This is a genomic window from Candidatus Epulonipiscium viviparus (assembly GCF_000171335.1).
In the GTDB taxonomy this organism is placed as follows: domain Bacteria; phylum Bacillota; class Clostridia; order Lachnospirales; family Cellulosilyticaceae; genus Epulonipiscioides; species Epulonipiscioides viviparus.
Genome location: NZ_ABEQ01000020.3, coordinates 1 through 20,106 on the forward strand (window position 1 = coordinate 1; position 20,106 = coordinate 20,106).

Here is a 20,106-nt window from a genome sequence, read left to right on the forward strand (position 1 = left end):
ACTACGAAAAGGAAGATGTGTTATGTATGACAAAGAGGCAATAGCCAAAGCGATTAATGTATCGCTAATAATGTTATTTGCTGTAGGGTTGATAGTATATGATTTGGGCTTTGATGATAACAGGTATTTGATCATATCGGCTATCGTTGCGTCCATTGTGGCGGTGGTTATAATGGAAATTTTGGGTGTGGGATCCGAAAGCTATATACTTTATCCTATAAATTCTATGAGCAGGATAGCAATTAGACTTGCTGATATTCTATCCATCATATTATGCATCGCTGGATGCATTGTATACGAACGTTTTGATATTCAATACGGAAAATATTTGGTTATAGCCGCCATAATAGGTGCCATAATCGGGGTGATCCTAAAAGAATGCTTTGGCGAAAATGCCAGAGAGTCTACGCGCTATCAAAAAAAGTATACTATGAGAATGATAGATGCTATGGATCCATTTGAATTCGAAAAGTTTATATGCGATTTATTTATCAAGATGGGGTATAGCAAAAGTTATGCCACTCCATCAAGGGGTGATTTTGGGGCCGATGTAATAGCTATCAAGGGTCAAAAGAAGATTGCTGTTCAGGTGAAACATTATACGGGGTCGACTGGCAATAAGGCTGTTCAAGAGGTTATAGCTGCGCGAGCTTTTTATAAGACTCAAGATGCCATGGTTATAACCACCTCTTATTTTACCCGCGCTGCCATTAAGATGGGAGCTCAGTGCAATGTGCGGTTGATAGCACGCGAGGAGTTACGCAGCATGGTGGCTCAATATATGTAATTAATTTTGTTATTTGAAGCGGTTGTCGATATGGATGGTGCGCACCTTGACGGCATTGCCGCAAGCAAGGAACTGCCTTTACATCTAATCTACTATAATAAGTCAGAAAAAATTCAGGCAGTGATTCACACTCATAGTATTTATAGTACTTTATGGTCTTGCGCATCGCATCAAAACTCGGTAGATTGTATGCCAAAATATACCCCGTATTTAAAAATGAAATTGGGCACAATCGGATTAATACCTTATGCATCGCCAGGATCTGCAGAACTCTTTGAACATTTTAAATCTGCTATTGATAAAAGCGACGGATTTTTATTGGCGAATCATGGCCCACTTGTGGGAGCCCAAAGTTTGATGGATGCCTTTTTTGCTTTAGAAGAATTGGAAGAAAGCGCAAGAGTAGCGTATGAAATAACAAATAAACTTCATTTTAATGAATGTAAATAGTAGACTACAAAGGCAAGGTTGCTAATTAAAACGGCGGCTTGCCTTTTTTTAGCTGGCGAGAAGCGCCTCTATATCATCGTGGTTTAGGGTCTCTTTTTTGATAAGCGCATTGGCCAGTTTTTCGAGATCGCCACGATTATCTATCATTAATGCAACTGTTTCGCTATAGATTTCTTTCATAAGATTTTTGGTTAATAACAATACCTCGTCTTTTACACTGTCTCCGAAAAGATCCGTATTGACCATTCCAAACGTCTCGTCCATTCCATATTTGGTAATATAATCCTTTATATATTTGGTAGCCTTTTCTATATCGTTTGATGCCCCAGTGGTTACAAAATCTCTCCCAAAGATAATTTCTTCTGCAACACGACCGGCTAATGCAATTTTTATATTTGCAATGATCTCTTGCTTAGTTTGGTACATTTTTTCTTTTGCAATGTTCATGCTAAAACCACCCGCTCCTTTTGTACTAGGAATTATGGTTACGCGGCTTACTTTATTCTCTGGTGCCACGATTTTGGTGACCAGGGCATGTCCTGCCTCGTGATATGCYGTAATTTGCTTATCTTTGAACGAGATCATACTTCGATCTTTCTTTTCGCTACCTGCAATGACGGTGTAAAATGCTTTATCGAARTGYGTTGCCGTGATGGCCGCTACGTTTTCTTTGACCGCCATTATGGCTGCCTCGTTTACAAAATTCTCTAGCATAGCGCCTGTGAAATAGAGAGTTTCTTCACTAATTTTTTCGACGTTTACACTCGCATCTATTGGCTTGTTTTGTAGGTATAGCGATAAAATATGCTTTCGCGCCTCTTGATCTGGATAACCTATTTGGATATGTCTATCAAAACGACCTGGCCTTAGGAGCGCTTCATCCAAAATGTCTAATCTATTTGTCGCAGCAATGACMACKATTCCTGACGCAGAATTAAATCCTGACATTTCTGTAAGCAGTGCATTGAGAGTTTGATCCTTTTCGTCAGAGCCACTGCCACCCGGAGTGTTGGATCGCRTTTTCCCTATTGCGTCTATTTCGTCGATAAAGATAACAGCCTTTTCGCTCTTCTTCGCTTCTCTAAACAATTCTCTAATACGACTTGCACCAACGCCTACATACATTTGCATAAAATCAGATCCGCTCACAGAAAAAAAGGGTACATTAGCTTCTTTTGCGAGTGCCTTTGCCATCATTGTTTTTCCAGTTCCTGGGGGGCCATAGAAAATGAGTCCTTTAGGCATCGTTGCGCCCATATCTGCATATTTGTGGGGAGCTTTGATAAAGTCAACGATATCTTGAACCTGTTCTTTTGCTTCAACGTTGCCTGCRATATTAGAAAAGTCCATTTTGAGATTGGCAGTCTCGACTTTTGTGGTACGAAATCCAGATTGYTTTCCRCCACCGGCTTTTGCATGACGAAATATTGTGATAGACGCGCCTAATATAATGGCAGAACTAAATAAATATTGAACGATTGTCGCCGGAGCTGATTCTTTGACTGATATTCCATTTAATAGAAGCATTTCTTTAAAGTCTGTTGTTCGAGGGTTTTCAGTTTTGTATGTTAGATCCTCAGTTTTTATATTAAATTTTATATACTCACTGTCGCTTAATTGAACATCAGTAACGTTTTCATTTTCGATTGCATTGATAAAAGTTTGATATGAAACTAAATTATCGACTTGGGTTTGGCTCAATGCAACAATAGTGGCTATCGTTAAAATTATAATAAAACCGAAGCAGAGAGCCTTTTTGTGATTTTTCTTCATTCTAGACATATTTCCCTCCTTTAGTTTATCAAGCAGTATATTGTAATAAAAAAATATTTCGTGTAATATATTTTATATTTTTTTGTAACGACGCATATTATAGCATAGGTATACCGCCTTTGCATTAGGATCTTATTGGAAGCAATCTTTACATTTTTTTTACAAACGCAACATTTAGAATATGAAATGCGTCATATGTACATAAGATAATATTAGAAACAATTAGGAGGATATAATTATGAAATTAAAATTAGCAGTAACTTTATTGGTAGCAAGTATGATGACTAGTGTGGTGGYMMTTGGATCTGCAGTTGAAACTTACGCAACGCAATCGCAAGCTACAGAAACAAAAACTCAGYTATACAACTATAATGATGGTCTCTACATAAGACTRTTGAATACCGGAGGRCTTAGCGCGGCAAAAGTCACCGTAACTTTTGCAAACAACATTCAAAACGCCAACACAATATTTTTCGCGTTGCCTGCAACTACAAATACATCTGCGACGATCAACGGCAAAACTGCAACTATTAATATAAGCGATGGCAATGCTATTACATTCAACCACTATCTCGATGTTGCATTTATCGAGTTTGATGCTCAGAATCCAGTGCAATCTGTCAAAGTAGAAGCTACTCAGTCGGGTTATGCAAAAACGTATAGCAATTATACAGCAACAAGCACAGGAGTCGACTATCTACTCGATGCCACAACATCGGCAGCACGAGCTGGAGGAGCTCAGGCCATTGCCGGTTTTCCAACACCAACGCTAACACCAGACAATGGACTCGGAAACGTAATCGTAGATCCAAACGGCCCAATGCCATCACTAACACCAGACTATGGACTCGGAAACGTAATCGTAGATCCAAACGGCCCAATGCCATCACTAACACCAGACTATGGACTTGGAAATGTAATCGTAGATCCAAACGGTCCAATGCCAACAGTAAAACCAGAATACGGAACAATGACACCAAACCTAGGCTTTCCGACACCAACACTCAAACCAGAATTGGGAGGAGTCTTACCAAATCCAAGTTTTCCGACGCCAGAACTTGGGCCAAATACTGGGTATATCGGACCAAATCCAAACGTAGGACCTGGAGGCATGTTGCCAACACCAGAAGTAGGACCAGGATATATTGGACCAAACCCGAATGTAGGACCTGGGGGAATGTTGCCAACACCAGAGATCACGCCAGGATATATACCATATCAATAAAATCTGCGACTAGCGCATCGGAAACTGCTGCGGCTGATGCAGCGTAATCTACATTAAGAATTATATGAAACACCGAATTATATAAATAATCAACTATTATGGAGGTATAAAAGATGAAATTAACATTAGTTACAACATTATTATTAGCTGGTATTATGATGGTCCCAACATCAGCTTCAGAAATACAGACGATCAGTGTGAAAAACGAAATAGCGCACGCTAAAGTATATATGTATAATGACGGCTTATTTTTGAGATTGCTGGATACTGACAGATTGTATGGCGCTGAAATTACGATTACATTTGCAGATGATTTGGACGATGCGACGACGCAGTTCCAGTATTTGCCATCAACAACACTACGCTTTGCAAATGTCAGTGGCAATGAAATGAAAATTTTGATTGAGGATAGTAATCCCATCACTTATGCCGATGAACTGGATGTCGCTTTTGTGAGATACCCAACAGACACTATTATAGAATCAATTCATGTCAAAATGATTTATCCACACGAGACAAAAAACTTCTGGGTATATTCTACGGTATTTACAAATGAAATCTATCATATGCCACCTGCTCCCGAACGATCAGTATTACCTACACCAGAGGTAGCGCCGAATGTGTCATATGTAGGGCCGAATCAATATTATTATCCAACACCAGAAGTAGGCCCGARCGTGGGATATGTGGGACCAAACCCAAATTATACTATACCAACAGTAGGTCCGAACCAATATTACTACCCAACGCCAGAAGTGGGGCCAAATACGGGGTATGTGGGACCAAACCCAAATTATACTATACCAACAGTAGGTCCGAACCAATATTACTCTCCAACACCAGAAGTGGGACCAAACCCAAATTACACTATACCAACAGTAGGTCCGAACCAATATTACTCCCCAACACCAGAAGTAGGACCGAATGTACCATCAGTGTATGTAGAACCAGATGCTAACAATACAATGCCAGAAATTTTTTCGTATTAATAATCGAAATTTTCTGCACTCAACTTTCAAGGAGGTAGTTTCTATGAAATTAAAAACGGCAGCAGCACTATTATTAGCAAGTATCACCATGGCAACAACGCCTGCTACAACAGCATATGCAGCACTTGTGTATAGCGGAATAGAGCAATCTAATGCAAAGATATATACGTATAATGATGGTTTATTTATTCGATTGTTGGATACCGAAAAATTGTATGGTGCCGAAATTACGATTACATTTGCCGATGATTTGGACGATGCAAAGACGCAGTTTCAATCTTTGCCATCTACAACACTCAAATTTGCAAATGTCAGTGGCAACGAAATGAAAATTTTAATCGAGGATAGCCGACCAATAACTTATGATGATGAACTGGATGTTGCGTTTATACAATACCCAACTGATACTATTGTGGAATCAGTGTATGTAAAAATGATTTATGCGAATCGTACAGAAAAATTTTCGGTATCTTCGACGCTATTTACGAACGAAACGTATTATGCACCACCAACTTCAAGTTTCTATGCAAGTACTGTAGTTTTGCCAGGATCTTCCGAAGTGTCGGGAGGTAGATTTCCAACACCAGAAGTATCTCCAGAAGTAGCACCAGGCTACATAGGGCCAAACCCCAACTATCCGATACCTCACGAAAATGTAGCACCCGGAGTTGTGTTATTCCCAACGCCAGAAGTAACTCCAGAAGTAGCGCCAGGCTATATAGGGCCAAATCCCAACTATCCGATACCTCACGAAGATGTAGCACCCGGAGTTGTGTTATTCCCAACGCCAGAAGTAACTCCAGATACACCACCAGGCTACATAGGACCCAATCCCAACTATCCGATACCTCACGAAAATGTAACAACAGATGGATTTTTTCCGACACCAGAGCTTCCACCAGGTTATATAGGGCCGAATATTTCTAATCCTTCATTATCTCCAGGGCTGGGACCGGTCTATTTTCCGGGCGAATTTCCAACTCCAGAAGTGACGTATGATCCACATTTAGATGATTTTGATATTCAAAGACCTTCTACATCGGGACGCATTACCACTGTTTCGATAGACATCGAAAACGAAAATGTATATAAGGATTATGCTATTACTCATATTCCAAACAATGTAATTAACACAGCAACAGCAGATGTCATGAAAGAATCCAATGTACGCGGCACAATACCCAAGCTATCTATAGATGTAGACAGCCATAAAAATTCTGATAAAGTTAGCGTTAAGTTTAATTCAAACGCACTAGTGAGTTTGTTAAGCGATATAGATTCAGTATTTGAAATGGAGACAAATTTAGGTACATTTAACTTAGATTTTGACGCTATCGATGGATTGATTCATGACGCAGACGACAAAGACGTGGTTTTAACTATAGCAAACGAAGACGCTATAAAAGCAAATAGCAGACAAGCAGATACATTGAAAGGCAATACAGCTTATGAAATTATTATAGAAACCAATAGTAAAGAGATTACAGAGTTTGATAGCGAAATTGCTATTACCCTGGATTATTCTTTACCGTATGGTCATGATAGACTGTCTGTTACTGCATACGCGGTAGATAAATACGGAAATTTAGACGAAGTAAAATCTGTTTATTATTCTTCTAGCGAAAAGATTGTAATTTATAGCGATGAGCTTTCGATATTTATGATTGATTCTAATAGATAGAAATTATCGTTTCTTTTGAATAAATTGGTATAATAGGGACAGACTAATATTAAATACTATTTGTCAAAGGAGCATTCTATGAATCTAAAAGGAAGTAAAACAGAAGAAAACCTCAAAACAGCATTTGCAGGAGAAGCTCAAGCTAGAAGTAAGTACCATTATTATGCATCGCAAGCCGCTAAAGATGGTTATAAACAGATTTCGGATCTATTTACCGAAACCGCTAATAACGAAGAGGCACATGCCAAAATTTGGTTTAAACTGCTACACGATGGTGCCATGCCTGATACAGAATCCAACCTTAAAGACGCTATAAAGGGCGAAAAATTTGAATGGTCTGACATGTATTTGGGCTTTGCCGAAGTTGCCAAAGAAGAAGGGTTCAATGATATCGCAAAATTATTTCAGTCTGTTGGCGCAATAGAAAAAGAACACGAAACACGATACGCAAAATTATTAGAAAACTTAGAAAACAAAAGTGTATTTAAGAAAAACGAAAAAGTTGAGTGGATATGTACAGTGTGTGGGCATACTCTAGAGGGGCTTAGCGCACCAAAAGTTTGCCCAGTCTGTTCGCATCCACAAGCGTTTTTTGAAATTAAGGCATATAATTATTAAAATACTAGCGCCTGATCAGCAAGTCTGGTTGGGCGTTTTATATAGCGAAGGTGAAAAAATGAATATAGAACAAATACAAGACGCATACGAAACCATTAAGGATGTAGTGGTCAAAACTCCTATATTGTATAGTCCAGTTTTTTCAGAAATGTGTGGAAACGGCAACAAAGTATATCTCAAATGCGAAAACTTGCAAACTACAGGCGCATATAAATTACGAGGTGCGCTAAACAAAATTCGCAAGTTGACCGCAGAGCAAAAGGGTCGAGGAGTAGTATGCGCTTCTGCTGGAAACCATGCTCAAGGCGTGGCATATGCAGCTACTCTCGAAAAAATTAATGCGACAATTGTGATGCCCGAAACAACTCCATATCTGAAAGTTCAGGCAACGATGGATTTTGGAGGCAAGGTTATATTGCATGGCAAATTTTTTGATGATGCTTATAAGAAAGCGTGTGAGTTATCGCAGCAAGAGGGCGCCACGTTTATTCACCCGTTTGATGATGAAGAGATTATGGCAGGACAAGGCACTGTTGGGTTGGAAATATTGGATCAATTGCCAGATTGCGATATAATTGTTGTACCAATTGGTGGCGGAGGATTGATCAGTGGCATAAGCGTTTATGCTAAAGCCATAAATCCTAATATAAAAATAGTAGGTGTACAAGCTTATGGAGCATCTGCCATGGTGAAAAGTTTTCAAGAACACAGATTGATTGCTTTAGATTCTATTGCAACTATCGCGGAGGGCATTGCGGTAAAGAGCCCTGGCAAGTTAACTTTCGAAGTAATTTCAAATTATGTGGATGAGATGGTTAGAGTTAAAGATAACGTAATAGTCGATAAACTTTTAGTATTATTAGAGAAACATAAATTAGTGGCAGAAACATCTGGTGTCGCATCTTTAGCCGCGTTAAAAGATATTAAAAATATTCAAGATAAAAAGATAGTATGTTTGATTAGTGGCGGAAATATTGATATGCTTAATTTATCAGCATTAATTAATAGTGGATTTGTATCTAGAGGACGTATATTCTGCTTTGGGGTCGAGCTTGCTAATATCCCTGGGCAACTATTAAATGTATCAACTTTGTTAACAAAACTTGGCGCTAATGTAATTAGATTAGAACATAACCAAGCCAAGGCTAGAAATAAATATCAAAATGTACAGCTAGAAATTACAGTTGAAACAAACGGATTTGCCCATATCCAAAGGATTAAAGAGGCATTTGAGGAAGCGGGATATTTTATTAATCCTCAATATTAATTTGGACAATTTCATAATAATTTGAGTCGATGTAGAAAAAAATCCCAAATTACGAAAAAATATGTAAAAATAAGTTGCATAGTTTAATAATTTAAAGTATAATAAGGTAAAAAATAAGATGATTTTTTAGGGGGACTTTAAAAATGGAAACAAATAAGAATATTCAAATTGTAATAGCAGATGATAGCAAAGATATGATTGACATTTTACGAGAATTTATTAACAAGCAAGCTGGTCTTGAAATTGTAGGAGTGGCATATGACGGAAACGAAGCTTATGACGCAGTAATTAAGCTCGCTCCAGACATTTTAATATTAGATGTTATAATGCCAAACCTAGATGGGATTAGTGTTTTAGAAAAATTGAAAGCAACTAAATTATCTAAAAAACCAATTGTGATTATGTTATCTGCCGTTGGCCAGGACAAGATCACAGGTCGTGCACTTGCTTTGGGGGCTGAATATTATATTGTGAAGCCATTTGATTTAGATGCGTTAGTGTTGCGAATAAAACAACTTATGAATATGCAAGACATGTATAATATGCCGCAAAATCAAAATCTTATTAAAGAAGACAATAAAGAAGAAAAAGAACGCATATCAAAATTTACGTTAGAAACAGAAGTAACTAGTATTATTCATGAGATAGGCATTCCGGCACATATTAAGGGATACCAATACTTGCGAGATGCCATCATTATGGCCATAAATGATATGGATATTCTAAATTCAATTACTAAGCAGTTATATCCGTCCATTGCTAAGAGGTATAATACAACACCTAGTAGAGTAGAAAGAGCAATCAGACATGCCATAGAAGTTGCGTGGAGCAGAGGAAAGATGGAAACACTTGAAAAATTATTTGGATATACTGTAAATAATGGCAAGGGAAAACCTACCAATTCCGAATTTGTTGCTCTTATTGCCGATAAGCTTAGACTTCAAATGCAAGTTTCATAATGGCTCAAGTCAAATTGGAGCCATTATGCTGATATGGTGTCAGTGTGATGGTTCCTATTTGAGAGAAAGTACATATTTGAATATAATTTAGGAAACACTAAAACTAAAATTAAGACGGAGGTATAACCATGATAAATATATTAACTAGCGAAGATGATTTTTTGCTACCATTATACCTTAAAGAAAGTATCGTGGTAATTTATGGTGCAGGTGAAGTAGGGCAGCAAGTATATAAGGGTTTTGATCAAAAACGATGTGGAGTTGTACCTAAGGTAAATTTTTTTATAGATAAAAAAGCTAGTTCAATTGGCAAAATAGATAATATAACTGTTATTACACTAGCCAGTTTCAAGAAAATGCTTTTGAAATTTAATGATGCAACATTTAATATTTTAATAGCGACTTTAGATGTAGAAGAATCGGTTAAAATAGAAAATAAATTAATACGACAATTAGCTGATAATGAAAATATTGTATTTAATCTTTTTTCTATGATACATTATGATTTAAATGTAGATAAATATGGATTTAGAAGAGCAAAAAGAGTACTCATTAATCCGTTTATTTTCGAAGGATATAACCATATAGAAGACTTCAACAAAAATCCATATGCATATTTAAGCGAAATAAATATTGAGCCAGAATATACTATGAATACTTTTGGAATATATACGTACCCTGAGATTAAAACAAAGTATTGGAATAGCGAGAATGGATTGAGAAAAACAATTTGTAGTAAAAGGAAGTATACTAATAATATATATGTATTGGGATATTCTCGCATTAGAGGAGTAGGCGTTGAAGATAGATATACTATACCTAGTCAACTACAATTATTAGTAGATACACATGATTATGATTATAAAGTCCATAATTATTCGCAGCCTAATCACAACAGTTTTAGGACTAATATAATGACTCTATTTGTTGCATTAAAAAATATAAAATTAATTAAGGGCGATATAGTTATATTACCCGGAACAAATAAGTTTCAATCTATATATGACTATGAATATCTATTACATTCAATGAACCTTGTGAAAGAAATAAAATTGTATTGTAATCAATATGGAGCTGAGTTATATTTTTTATATTGGCAAACAATATTTGATAAACCAAATTTAACTCAAAACGAATTCGATTTGTATAGATATTTTAAAGTCAGTAATAAAGAACAGTTGATAACTTCTGAAACTACACAATATTTCCATCAATTAACTCGTCAAGCAGCTAATATTGTTAAATCTATATGCTTGATCCATGAAATTCATTATATTGACTTAAGCTCTATGTTTTCTGATATAGAAATGAATAATAAAATTTTTATAGATAGTGCACATTATACCCCAAAAGCTCATACCCGAATTGCACAACTTATGTTTGATGAAATATTTGTTAACGACAGTAAAAAGAAATTTGATCAATCGACTAAACAATGGCAACAAGCTCATATAGACGATGAATTAAAAATTATGCTAACAAATGAAGTATACGCTCAATTAGATCAATATGTTAAAGGAATACTCAAATCCAGTAATGCCATATACAACGACCTTGCAAATATAGGTAGCATAGTGGTAAATTGCAATCCATTCACATTCGGGCATAGGTATGTCATAGAGTATGCTGCTAGCCAAGTGGACTTATTATATATATTTGTTGTGGAAGAAAATAAGTCGGTTTATACGTTTGAAGAACGTTTTGCATTAGTTCAAGAAAATTGCAAGGACTTAAACAATGTCATTATTATACCAAGCGGAAACTTTATTATTTCTCAAAGGACTTTCCCTTCATATTTTTCCAAAGAGACGGTTATAAAAGGTGACGTTATTTCTGGTCCAGATGTCGATCTCGGAATTTTTTGCCTCAAGATTGCACCCGAATTGAATATCACCAAAAGATTTGTGGGCGAGGAACCCTATTGTGCCGTGACCAGCAACTATAATGCAGAAATGAAAAAAATGTTGCCTAAGTATAATATCGAAGTAATTGAGATTCCTAGAAAAGAAATAGACGATGAAGTGATTAGCGCCTCAAAAGTTAGAAGATGCGTTCTTGAGGAAGCTTATGAATTATTAGAAAAGTTGGTACCTCAACCTACATTAGAATTTTTAATTAAAAAGCATAAGCGTTAAAAGGCACTAGAATAACTAGTGCTTTTTTTTATATCAAAATTATTAAAAATCAAACACAAAAATACTCTATGTCAATATATAAGCTTTACAATCATGGGGCAATTTGTTATAATTAGAAATAAAAAAGGAGAGAGATACATGGAAATAGGAATTTTATATTTGCTTATTGGTTTATCAGCTTCGACAGTAGGTGCTATATCCGGGCTTGGTGGCGGAGTAATCATTAAGCCAGTTCTTGATTTTTTTGGTCATTACGATATGGCAACTATAGGGATACTTTCATCGTGTACAGTATTTTCGATGGCAATTGTTTCGCTAGCCAAAAAATTCATGTCAAAAGCAACTTTTGAATACAAAAAATTATTATCCCTTTCATTTGGTGCTATTGCCGGAGGGTTTATTGGGAAATACATATTTGATATATTTGATAATTTAATTCCCGAAACAAATGCTAAGATTATTCAGTCTGTACTTTTAGCATTATTGATGTTTAGCATTTTACTATTTAATATATTTAAGAAAAAAATCAAAACTTTTAATACTTCGAATATATTTATATGTTTAACAGCAGGAATAGTTATGGGTACTATATCAGCTTTTTTGGGTATAGGTGGAGGACCTGTAAATGTAGCATTAATAATAATTCTATTTTCTTGCAATGCCAAAGATGCAGCAATATATTCCATATTTACCATATTCTTTTCACAAATATCAACTTTAGGAACTACTTTATTTACAGTAGGGTTTGGAGCATATGATTTAAGTACTGCCCCGTATATGATATTTGGTGGTATTGCAGGAGGTTTTCTAGGAGATAAATTTAGCAAAAAACTTACAAGTAAGCAAGTAGAAAAGCTATTTAGTTTAATAATGATAGTTGTCATCTGCCTTAATATTATTAATATAGTAAGGGTCGCAACTATTTAAGAAGAGACTGCTCACTTGATGGGCAGTTTTTTTGTTGGTAAATTTCCAATAAATCACAATTATGCTATTTCTATTTTTTAGTGTTATAAAATTCACAGAAAGGATCATAATAGCCATATACAATTAGATAAAGAACTACAAGGAGGAGATACTTTTGAAAAAATATTTGGTGTTAGCTATATTTAGTTTATTGCCTATCACAACTAATGGTATGAATATTACATATAATGATTCGGGTAATTATAATACATTAGGAGAGTTTTTGCAAAATTTACATGGAGCCAAAGAGTTTTATATAGGATCTGATATAACAATAAAGAATAATATAGAACCTAATAAAAGTGATAGAGCCATAGTGAGAGCAATCGAAATGCTAGAACAAAATAACGGAGATTTGGTAAGCGTATTGATAGACGGAGAAGTTAGCGATGTTACAACACGCAGCGAAGATAATAGATTGATATTAGAAATTAAAAATAGCACAAGACTGCTRGCTCAAACTATAATGCCATTTAAAAATGATACGATAGAATTGATAGAAAGCTCCGATAATGATGGAGTTACAACTATAGCATTTACACTAAAAAGAGAAGCGCATGTAGAAACAATTATAAGCGATAATCGAGATGAAATAATAGTACAATTTTATGGCAAACCCATTGATGCAATTGTTGCAGGCACAGATTCAGCAGGAGACTATTTGGTATTAAATGGAATTAAAAGTACAGAAGTAAATTTGAATATATATGACGAAGCCGAAAAGTTAAGGATCAAAGTTCCRCATAATTATTTAGATACAAAGCAACGATGGGCAAACTTTAAAGGAGATTATATAAATRCAATCAAGGTAGATAATGCTATGGGTGGACTYGAAATAGAGGTTGATTTGAAGAAGACCAATTTTAATTATCAATTTGAAGAAACTGAAGGAGCATTATTTATTAGRTTCCAAAAAGTTCAAGAAGAAATAGGCGAGGCATTTTTTGGAGAAATACCTTTAGAAGCACCAACAGTAGAAGCACCAAATGCAACGGTGAACGAGAATACAATAGCTGGCGATAATACATCAACCGMTGATAATKCRTCAACCGATGATAATKCGTCAACCGATGATAATGCGTCAACCGATGATAATGCGTCAACCGATGATAATGCAACGAAGGACGATAATACAATTACAACAGAAGAAATAGAATTATCTCAGAAAATGATTGTACAAAAACCTTTAATAGATATAGAGTTAATTTCAAAAGCAGGCATAAATAAATCTACCAAACCGCTGATTATTGACAAAGAATCAAATATGTTGCTATTAACTCAGTATAATAAATCCATTATAGAAATCATAGATAACTATAAAGAACGAGAGATTATTATAGATTTGGGAGCGGACTATTCTGCTGCATATGCATCTACAAAATTGCAAGTAAACAGCGATAATATTAGAGAGATAGAAATATTGAATGATGAAACAACTCAGTTGATTATAAAAAGCAATCAGATATGTGCATACAACCATACAGAAACAGCAAGTGGATTGAATTTAGAAATTGTTCGCCCAGAAGAAAAATATGCTAAAATACTAGTTTTAGATATAGGTCATGGTGGAAATGATCCTGGAACTTTAGGCAATGGCTTGATAGAAAAGGAGCTGAATACTGAGCATGCATTTGCCATTAAGGATTTTATCGAAACAAATTCGGATATTAAGATCTATATGACTAGAGAATTAGATGAGACACTAGCATTAACTTATCGAACTGATTTAGCAAACGAAATAGGTGCGCATTTATTTGTGAGTGTGCATAATAATTCTCATACCAGCGACATCCCAAATGGCAGCGAAGTATTCTATTTTCCGAGCGAAGATGATACAACATCCAAACTTATGGCAGAAGCAATGATTGAGAAAATTGTGGAATATACTGGAATGTTCAATCGAGGTGCTAAACCATCATCTAAATTGATAGTGCTAAAAACCAGCCAGATGCCATCATTATTAATAGAAGGAGGCTTTTTATCCAACATCGACGATGCTAAGAAGTTGGGCCAAAGTGAGTTTACAACTAGTTACTCTAAAGCTGTCGCAGAAACCATAATAGAATTTTTTAAATAGAGTATACAACGCACATGTATAATATTTGCATGTGCGTTTAAAGTATAAAATATAGCTGTTTGTGGAAATATAAAAATATATTTTAACAAAAAATATATGACAGGAGATGATTGAGTGATACCCGTTTTTAAAACAGATAACAATTTACAGATCTATAGAGAAAATAAAATTGTAATGCTCGGCGTAGGCAAAGAAGCTGCCAAGCTAATAAAACTTTTCAAAGCATTTAACATCGAAGTGACCGCATTTTACAATTATGCTAATCAAGAAGCGAGCAAATTGGTAGATGCTGATAAGGTAGTCGATCAGGCTCAATTTGAAGCGCTTGTAGCAGAAGAAAATACCATGATTCAAATCGCTCTGCCAGATGCATATAATGCTGCAGCAGCTGAATTACTTAAAAAATTGAATATTAAGAATTGGGTTTCATATGATGAAGCTGAAAATGTTTTAGTTTTCTTGAAAGTGGAGTCAACTTTTCCAAAAGATACAGATTGGATGGATAAGTTTATTAATGACATTACTCTATATCTTGATTCTTTGACTCTCAGTTTAAATCATTTTTTATCCATATATGACCACAATGAACCAATTATTCTTTGTATGCCTCCTAAAACCGGAGATTTTACTTTAAAATATACTTTTAACAAAAATGATATTGACTGTTATTTGTTTCCACATAGTTCATATATATTTAATAAAAAAGTTAATTTAAAAAGAAATAATAAATTAAAATTAACCTTTGGACTAAGAGAACCTATTGGACAAAATTTATCGTTAATTTACCACCTTATAAGTCATATGGGCGACTCACGAGTGAATGGTTTATCTATTCGACTATTCCAAGTATCTTTGGCAGAAAAAATAGATGTTCAAAAAATATTTGATAATTGCTTGATGCGATATAGCTATCCAGATATGAAAAAGAATGATCTTGATATCGTGGATCCATATCTTATTCAACAAAATATTTCTCAATTTTGCGAAAATGTAATTGATATTATGAGATACCCATTCGATAAGGAAAAAGGATATACTATCATTAGAGAAGGAAATATTGAAGTATTTGTATATCAGTTAGAAAAGCTCAACAATCTTATTCCTGAATTATCATCTTGGGTAGGAATACCCTTTGATAAATTAGAGAATGGTAATATGGCTGCAGACAAATGGATAGCCGATTCATATAAGCAAGCTCAAAAAGAATTGGTTATATCGCAAGAATATTTTGATGCGTGTTTTAACGAACCATATGTTAAGCATTGTTACTCTGATGCAGATATTGAAAAATTTAAAAATARGTGGAGAAGTCATATACGGTAGAGGTGAGTGAACATGTCACACTTAGATAGATTAGAAGCAGAGGCAATTTATATTTTTCGAGAAGTAGTGGCTGAATGCGAAAAACCCGTTATGCTATATTCGATTGGTAAAGACAGTTCGTGTTTATTGCATTTAGCATTAAAGGCTTTTTATCCCGAAAAACTTCCATTTCCATTATTGCATATAGATACAACGTGGAAATTTCGCGAAATGATAGAATTTAGAGATCGCATAGCCAAGCAAGCTGGAATAGAAATGCTTGTTTACACAAACGAAGAAGGSGTTAAAAAAGATATTAATCCTTTTGATTATGGAAGCATTTACACGGATATTATGAAAACCGAAGCTCTAAAAAAGGCTCTGGATAAATATGGTTTTAATGTAGCGTTTGGTGGAGCTAGGCGTGATGAAGAAGCCTCTCGTGCCAAAGAACGCATCTTTTCGTTTAGAAATAGTACGCACACCTGGGATCCCAAAAATCAACGCCCCGAACTATGGGATTTGTATAATACTCAAATAAATAAAGGTGAAAGCATTCGTGTATTTCCGATATCTAATTGGACTGAAAAAGATGTGTGGCAATATATTAAGCAAGAGAATATAGAAATCGTTCCATTATATTTTGCAAAGGAACGTCCTGTTGTTGCACGCGATAACAATTTGATTATGATTGATGATGATAGAATGAAGTTGAAACCCGGAGAAACAGTAGAGCAAAAATCAGTGCGATTTAGAACCCTTGGATGTTACCCTCTAACAGGTGCTACTTTATCCGCGGCCGATACATTGGACAGCGTGATCAACGAAACGTTAAACACTACATCTTCAGAACGAGTTAGTCGAATTATTGATCATGAGGCTCGTGGAAGCATGGAACGTCGTAAAAAGGAGGGGTATTTCTAAATGAATACATTATTAAAATTTATTACTTGTGGTAGTGTGGATGACGGGAAATCAACTCTAATTGGACGAATGCTCTGCGACGCTAAACTGATATTTAAGGAGCAAGAAGCGGCATTAGTAGAGGACAGTAAACAGGGTAGCGCGGGTGATGAGATTGATTATGCCCTACTCTTAGATGGACTTACGGCAGAAAGAGAGCAAGGCATTACGATCGATGTAGCATATCGATATTTTAGCACTGATAGACGAAGTTTTATTGTTGCAGATACTCCCGGACATGAAGAATATACTAGAAATATGGCAGTGGGAGCATCATTTTGTGATTTGGCAATTATATTAGTTGATGCTACAAAGGGTATTTTGCGACAGACAAAACGCCATACTAGAATTTGTAACCTAATGGGTATCCGCAATTTTGTCTTTGCAATTAATAAAATGGATCTAGTCAATTATAAAAAATCTGTATTCGAAAATATAAGACATGATATATATACGCTCATGGAATCATTTAATTATCAAAGCTTATTTACCATTCCTATCGCTGCGTCTAAAGGAGATAATATCACAAGGTTATCTATTAATATGTTGTGGTATGAAAGCATTCCGTTATTGCAATACTTAGAGACAGTAGATGTTGCAGTTACTGCCACAGAAAAACCATTTTTGATGACAGTGCAACGAGTGAGTCGTCCTGATCATACGTTTAGAGGGTTTCAAGGGCAGGTTATGCAAGGTAAACTAGCTTTAAATGATGCGGTTTATATATTTCCAAGTGGAGAGACAGCAGATATTAAGCAAATCTTATTAATGGATAAGGATGTTGTAGCAGTTGATACGCAACAAGCTGTAACTTTGGTATTGGATCGTGAAGTCGATTGCTCTCGAGGATGCGTAATCACAAAAAATAAAAAACAGACTATAGGACGTTTATTTAGAACAAATTTGCTATGGATGGACGATGAAGAATTAATTGTAGGCAGAAATTATTTATTAAAAGTGGGAACCAAGGTTATCCCGGCCACTATAATAAAAATTCATTATTGCGTTAATGTGAATTCTGGAAAGCATATTTTACAAGAACAGGCACAGAAGAATGACTTAATAAATTGCGATGTTTCATTATCCGAAAAAGTGGTATTAGATAAATTTAATCAGACTCCTGAATTAGGACGTTTTATTTTAATCAACAGAATTACTAACATGACTGCAGCGTGCGGAGTCATTGAACACATATTATATCGTTCTGATAATTTAACATGGCAAAACCTTGATGTTACAAAAGAGACCCGTTCATTATTAAAAAATCAAACTCCTAAGACGATTTGGTTTACCGGATTATCCGGATCAGGTAAATCTACTCTCGCAAATGCTTTGGAGAAAATGTTAGCAGTTTTTGGAAAACATACCATGCTATTAGATGGCGATAACATTAGAATCGGGCTAAATAATAACCTGGGATTTTCAGAGGAGGATAGAGTAGAAAATATTCGTCGAATTGCAGAAGTGAGCAAGCTATTAAATGATGCAGGTATCATTGTATTAGTTGCCGCAATTTCACCTTTTGAAAAAGATCGAGAGAATGCTAAGAACATTATAGGCAAAGACTTTGTTGAAATCTACGTTAATACTTCTTTAGAAGAGTGCGAAAAACGAGATACTAAAGGGTTGTATCAAAAAGCTAGACAAGGTGAAATTAGCAAATTTACAGGAATATCTAGCCCTTATGAAGTACCAGCAAGTCCCGACTTTATTGCCGACACTCAAAACAACAGTGTGGAAGAAATTATAAATCAAATATTAAACTATTTAAATTATTAATAAGGAGTAAATATTATGATAGACGAAACTGAAACAACTAAGATAACTTTTACTGAAATAAAAACGGCTTATGAAAGCTTAGCGGATGACTTGTCACGTGAGATCTTTGACAAAAGAATACAGTATGCATATAAACAAACACCTGCAAGTATTGAGGAATTAGGAAAATTAAATGTGAGTCCTGCAGTAGATGCTGTAAATCCAGAAGAAAAAATAACACTAAGAAAAGAAGTGGAAAAATTTAGCAATCCAACAGTTATAATTTATGGCGCAGGTAGATTAGGACAATCGATATTTGAAGCAATAAAAGATATTAAAAAGGTTATATTTTGCGTAAGTAATCCTAGTGATATCGACAATGTAAAAACAGAAGATGGAATAAAGGTAATATCTAAAGAAGAATTATTGCCAACTTATTCTGATACACCTATTATAATTGCATCTCAAACTTATTTTTCAGAAATATTAGATTCTTCAATATCTATTGGCATACATCCAGAAAATATAATAAATATTTTAAAGTTTATGTTTGAAAATCATTATTTTGACACAGATATTATTTCTTTGAGTAAAAATGAAGTTTTTGTGGATGTAGGTGTATATAACGGAGGCACTTCCATTGAGTTTGCTGAAAAATGTAATCGAATTTATAAACAGATATATTTATTTGAAGCTGATCCTGAACTAGCTAGATTATCCAAACAAGTTTTGGAGATATCCTCTATTAATAATTATGAAATTTATGACGTAGGATTATGGGATAAAAAAGATACACTTAAATTTGAAAGTACTCAAAATAGTATTCATTGTATTACTACAGAAGGAAATATTATAATTCATGTTGATACTTTAGATAATTATTTTATTCACGATAAAACGAATATCCGTGAAATTCCTACATTCATAAAAATGGATATTGAAGGAGCAGAATTAGAAGCGTTAAAAGGTGGAGCGCAATTAATTAAACAATATACTCCCAAATTAGCAATTTGTGTTTATCATAAACTGGAAGATGTGATCATTATCACCAATTGGCTTAAGAATATCAACCCAAAATATACTATGTATTTGAGACATCATGGTAGTGGTACGAACTCAGCATATGAAACTGTATTATATGCCATTCAAAAATAAA

At 35.0% G+C, this 20,106-nt stretch carries 16 protein-coding genes; 15 read left to right on the top strand and 1 reads right to left on the bottom strand.

Annotated features, from left to right (window positions below; translation table 11 throughout):
* The coding region (locus EPU_RS12630; RefSeq protein WP_010167073.1) for a restriction endonuclease at nt 1-787 on the top strand (787 nt) is incomplete at its 5' end.
* A 30-nt stretch (nt 788-817) separates the two neighbouring features.
* The gene (locus EPU_RS11495; protein WP_010167075.1) at nt 818-1,237 is read left to right on the top strand and encodes a class II aldolase/adducin family protein; all 420 of its coding nucleotides are present in this window, start codon (nt 818-820) and stop codon (nt 1,235-1,237) included.
* 48 nt (nt 1,238-1,285) lie between these two features.
* Here EPU_RS11495 and EPU_RS04235 read toward each other — a convergent pair whose 3' ends face one another.
* Nucleotides 1,286-3,019: an ATP-dependent metallopeptidase FtsH/Yme1/Tma family protein gene (locus EPU_RS04235; protein WP_029487996.1), complete on the bottom strand. Its 1,734-nt coding sequence runs from the start codon at nt 3,017-3,019 to the stop codon at nt 1,286-1,288.
* 229 nt (nt 3,020-3,248) lie between these two features.
* Between EPU_RS04235 and EPU_RS04240 the strand changes: the two genes are divergently transcribed.
* The 13 genes from EPU_RS04240 to EPU_RS04300 all read left to right on the top strand — a co-directional run bounded on the left by EPU_RS04240 (nt 3,249) and on the right by EPU_RS04300 (nt 20,105).
* Nucleotides 3,249-4,235, top strand: a complete 987-nt coding sequence (locus EPU_RS04240; RefSeq protein WP_029487997.1) for a hypothetical protein — start codon at nt 3,249-3,251, stop codon at nt 4,233-4,235.
* Between the two features lie 113 nt (nt 4,236-4,348).
* Nucleotides 4,349-5,224, top strand: a complete 876-nt coding sequence (locus EPU_RS04245) for a hypothetical protein (RefSeq protein WP_010167083.1) — start codon at nt 4,349-4,351, stop codon at nt 5,222-5,224.
* A 43-nt stretch (nt 5,225-5,267) separates the two neighbouring features.
* Nucleotides 5,268-6,905: a hypothetical protein gene (locus EPU_RS11500; RefSeq protein ID WP_010167084.1), complete on the top strand. Its 1,638-nt coding sequence runs from the start codon at nt 5,268-5,270 to the stop codon at nt 6,903-6,905.
* 78 nt (nt 6,906-6,983) lie between these two features.
* Nucleotides 6,984-7,523: a rubrerythrin gene (gene rbr / locus EPU_RS04255; protein ID WP_010167086.1), complete on the top strand. Its 540-nt coding sequence runs from the start codon at nt 6,984-6,986 to the stop codon at nt 7,521-7,523.
* A 58-nt stretch (nt 7,524-7,581) separates the two neighbouring features.
* The gene (gene ilvA, locus EPU_RS04260) at nt 7,582-8,790 is read left to right on the top strand and encodes a threonine ammonia-lyase (protein WP_029487999.1); all 1,209 of its coding nucleotides are present in this window, start codon (nt 7,582-7,584) and stop codon (nt 8,788-8,790) included.
* A gap of 143 nt (nt 8,791-8,933) precedes the next feature.
* The gene (spo0A, locus tag EPU_RS04265) at nt 8,934-9,749 is read left to right on the top strand and encodes a sporulation transcription factor Spo0A (RefSeq protein WP_010167090.1); all 816 of its coding nucleotides are present in this window, start codon (nt 8,934-8,936) and stop codon (nt 9,747-9,749) included.
* A 128-nt stretch (nt 9,750-9,877) separates the two neighbouring features.
* The gene (locus EPU_RS12635; RefSeq protein WP_010167092.1) at nt 9,878-11,884 is read left to right on the top strand and encodes a nucleotidyl transferase family protein; all 2,007 of its coding nucleotides are present in this window, start codon (nt 9,878-9,880) and stop codon (nt 11,882-11,884) included.
* Nucleotides 11,885-12,022: 138 nt separating this feature from the next.
* Entirely contained in the window at nt 12,023-12,811 is a 789-nt protein-coding gene (locus EPU_RS04275) for a sulfite exporter TauE/SafE family protein (protein WP_010167093.1), read from the top strand.
* Between the two features lie 154 nt (nt 12,812-12,965).
* Nucleotides 12,966-14,927 carry an N-acetylmuramoyl-L-alanine amidase gene (locus tag EPU_RS04280; protein WP_029488002.1) on the top strand — a complete coding sequence of 654 codons (1,962 nt, stop codon included), beginning with the start codon at nt 12,966-12,968 and terminating at the stop codon, nt 14,925-14,927.
* Nucleotides 14,928-15,041: 114 nt separating this feature from the next.
* Nucleotides 15,042-16,250 (top strand): putative capsular polysaccharide synthesis family protein, encoded by a 1,209-nt coding sequence (locus EPU_RS04285; RefSeq protein WP_010167097.1) that lies wholly within the window; start codon nt 15,042-15,044, stop codon nt 16,248-16,250.
* A 12-nt stretch (nt 16,251-16,262) separates the two neighbouring features.
* On the top strand, nt 16,263-17,153 hold the full coding sequence (gene cysD, locus EPU_RS04290) for a sulfate adenylyltransferase subunit CysD (RefSeq protein ID WP_044149510.1): 891 nt from the start codon (nt 16,263-16,265) through the stop codon (nt 17,151-17,153).
* Entirely contained in the window at nt 17,154-18,971 is a 1,818-nt protein-coding gene (cysC, locus tag EPU_RS11510) for an adenylyl-sulfate kinase (protein WP_010167101.1), read from the top strand.
* Between the two features lie 15 nt (nt 18,972-18,986).
* On the top strand, nt 18,987-20,105 hold the full coding sequence (locus tag EPU_RS04300; protein ID WP_010167103.1) for an FkbM family methyltransferase: 1,119 nt from the start codon (nt 18,987-18,989) through the stop codon (nt 20,103-20,105).
* The last annotated feature ends 1 nt before the right edge of the window (nt 20,106 follow it).

Coding starts and splice junctions, on each gene's coding strand:
- EPU_RS04275 (WP_010167093.1), top strand. CDS start 12,023: ATGGAAATAGGAATTTTATATTTGCTTATTGGTTTATCAGCTTCGACA.
- cysC (WP_010167101.1), top strand. CDS start 17,154: ATGAATACATTATTAAAATTTATTACTTGTGGTAGTGTGGATGACGGG.
- EPU_RS11500 (WP_010167084.1), top strand. CDS start 5,268: ATGAAATTAAAAACGGCAGCAGCACTATTATTAGCAAGTATCACCATG.
- rbr (WP_010167086.1), top strand. CDS start 6,984: ATGAATCTAAAAGGAAGTAAAACAGAAGAAAACCTCAAAACAGCATTT.
- spo0A (WP_010167090.1), top strand. CDS start 8,934: ATGGAAACAAATAAGAATATTCAAATTGTAATAGCAGATGATAGCAAA.
- EPU_RS12635 (WP_010167092.1), top strand. CDS start 9,878: ATGATAAATATATTAACTAGCGAAGATGATTTTTTGCTACCATTATAC.
- ilvA (WP_029487999.1), top strand. CDS start 7,582: ATGAATATAGAACAAATACAAGACGCATACGAAACCATTAAGGATGTA.
- EPU_RS04300 (WP_010167103.1), top strand. CDS start 18,987: ATGATAGACGAAACTGAAACAACTAAGATAACTTTTACTGAAATAAAA.
- EPU_RS11495 (WP_010167075.1), top strand. CDS start 818: ATGGATGGTGCGCACCTTGACGGCATTGCCGCAAGCAAGGAACTGCCT.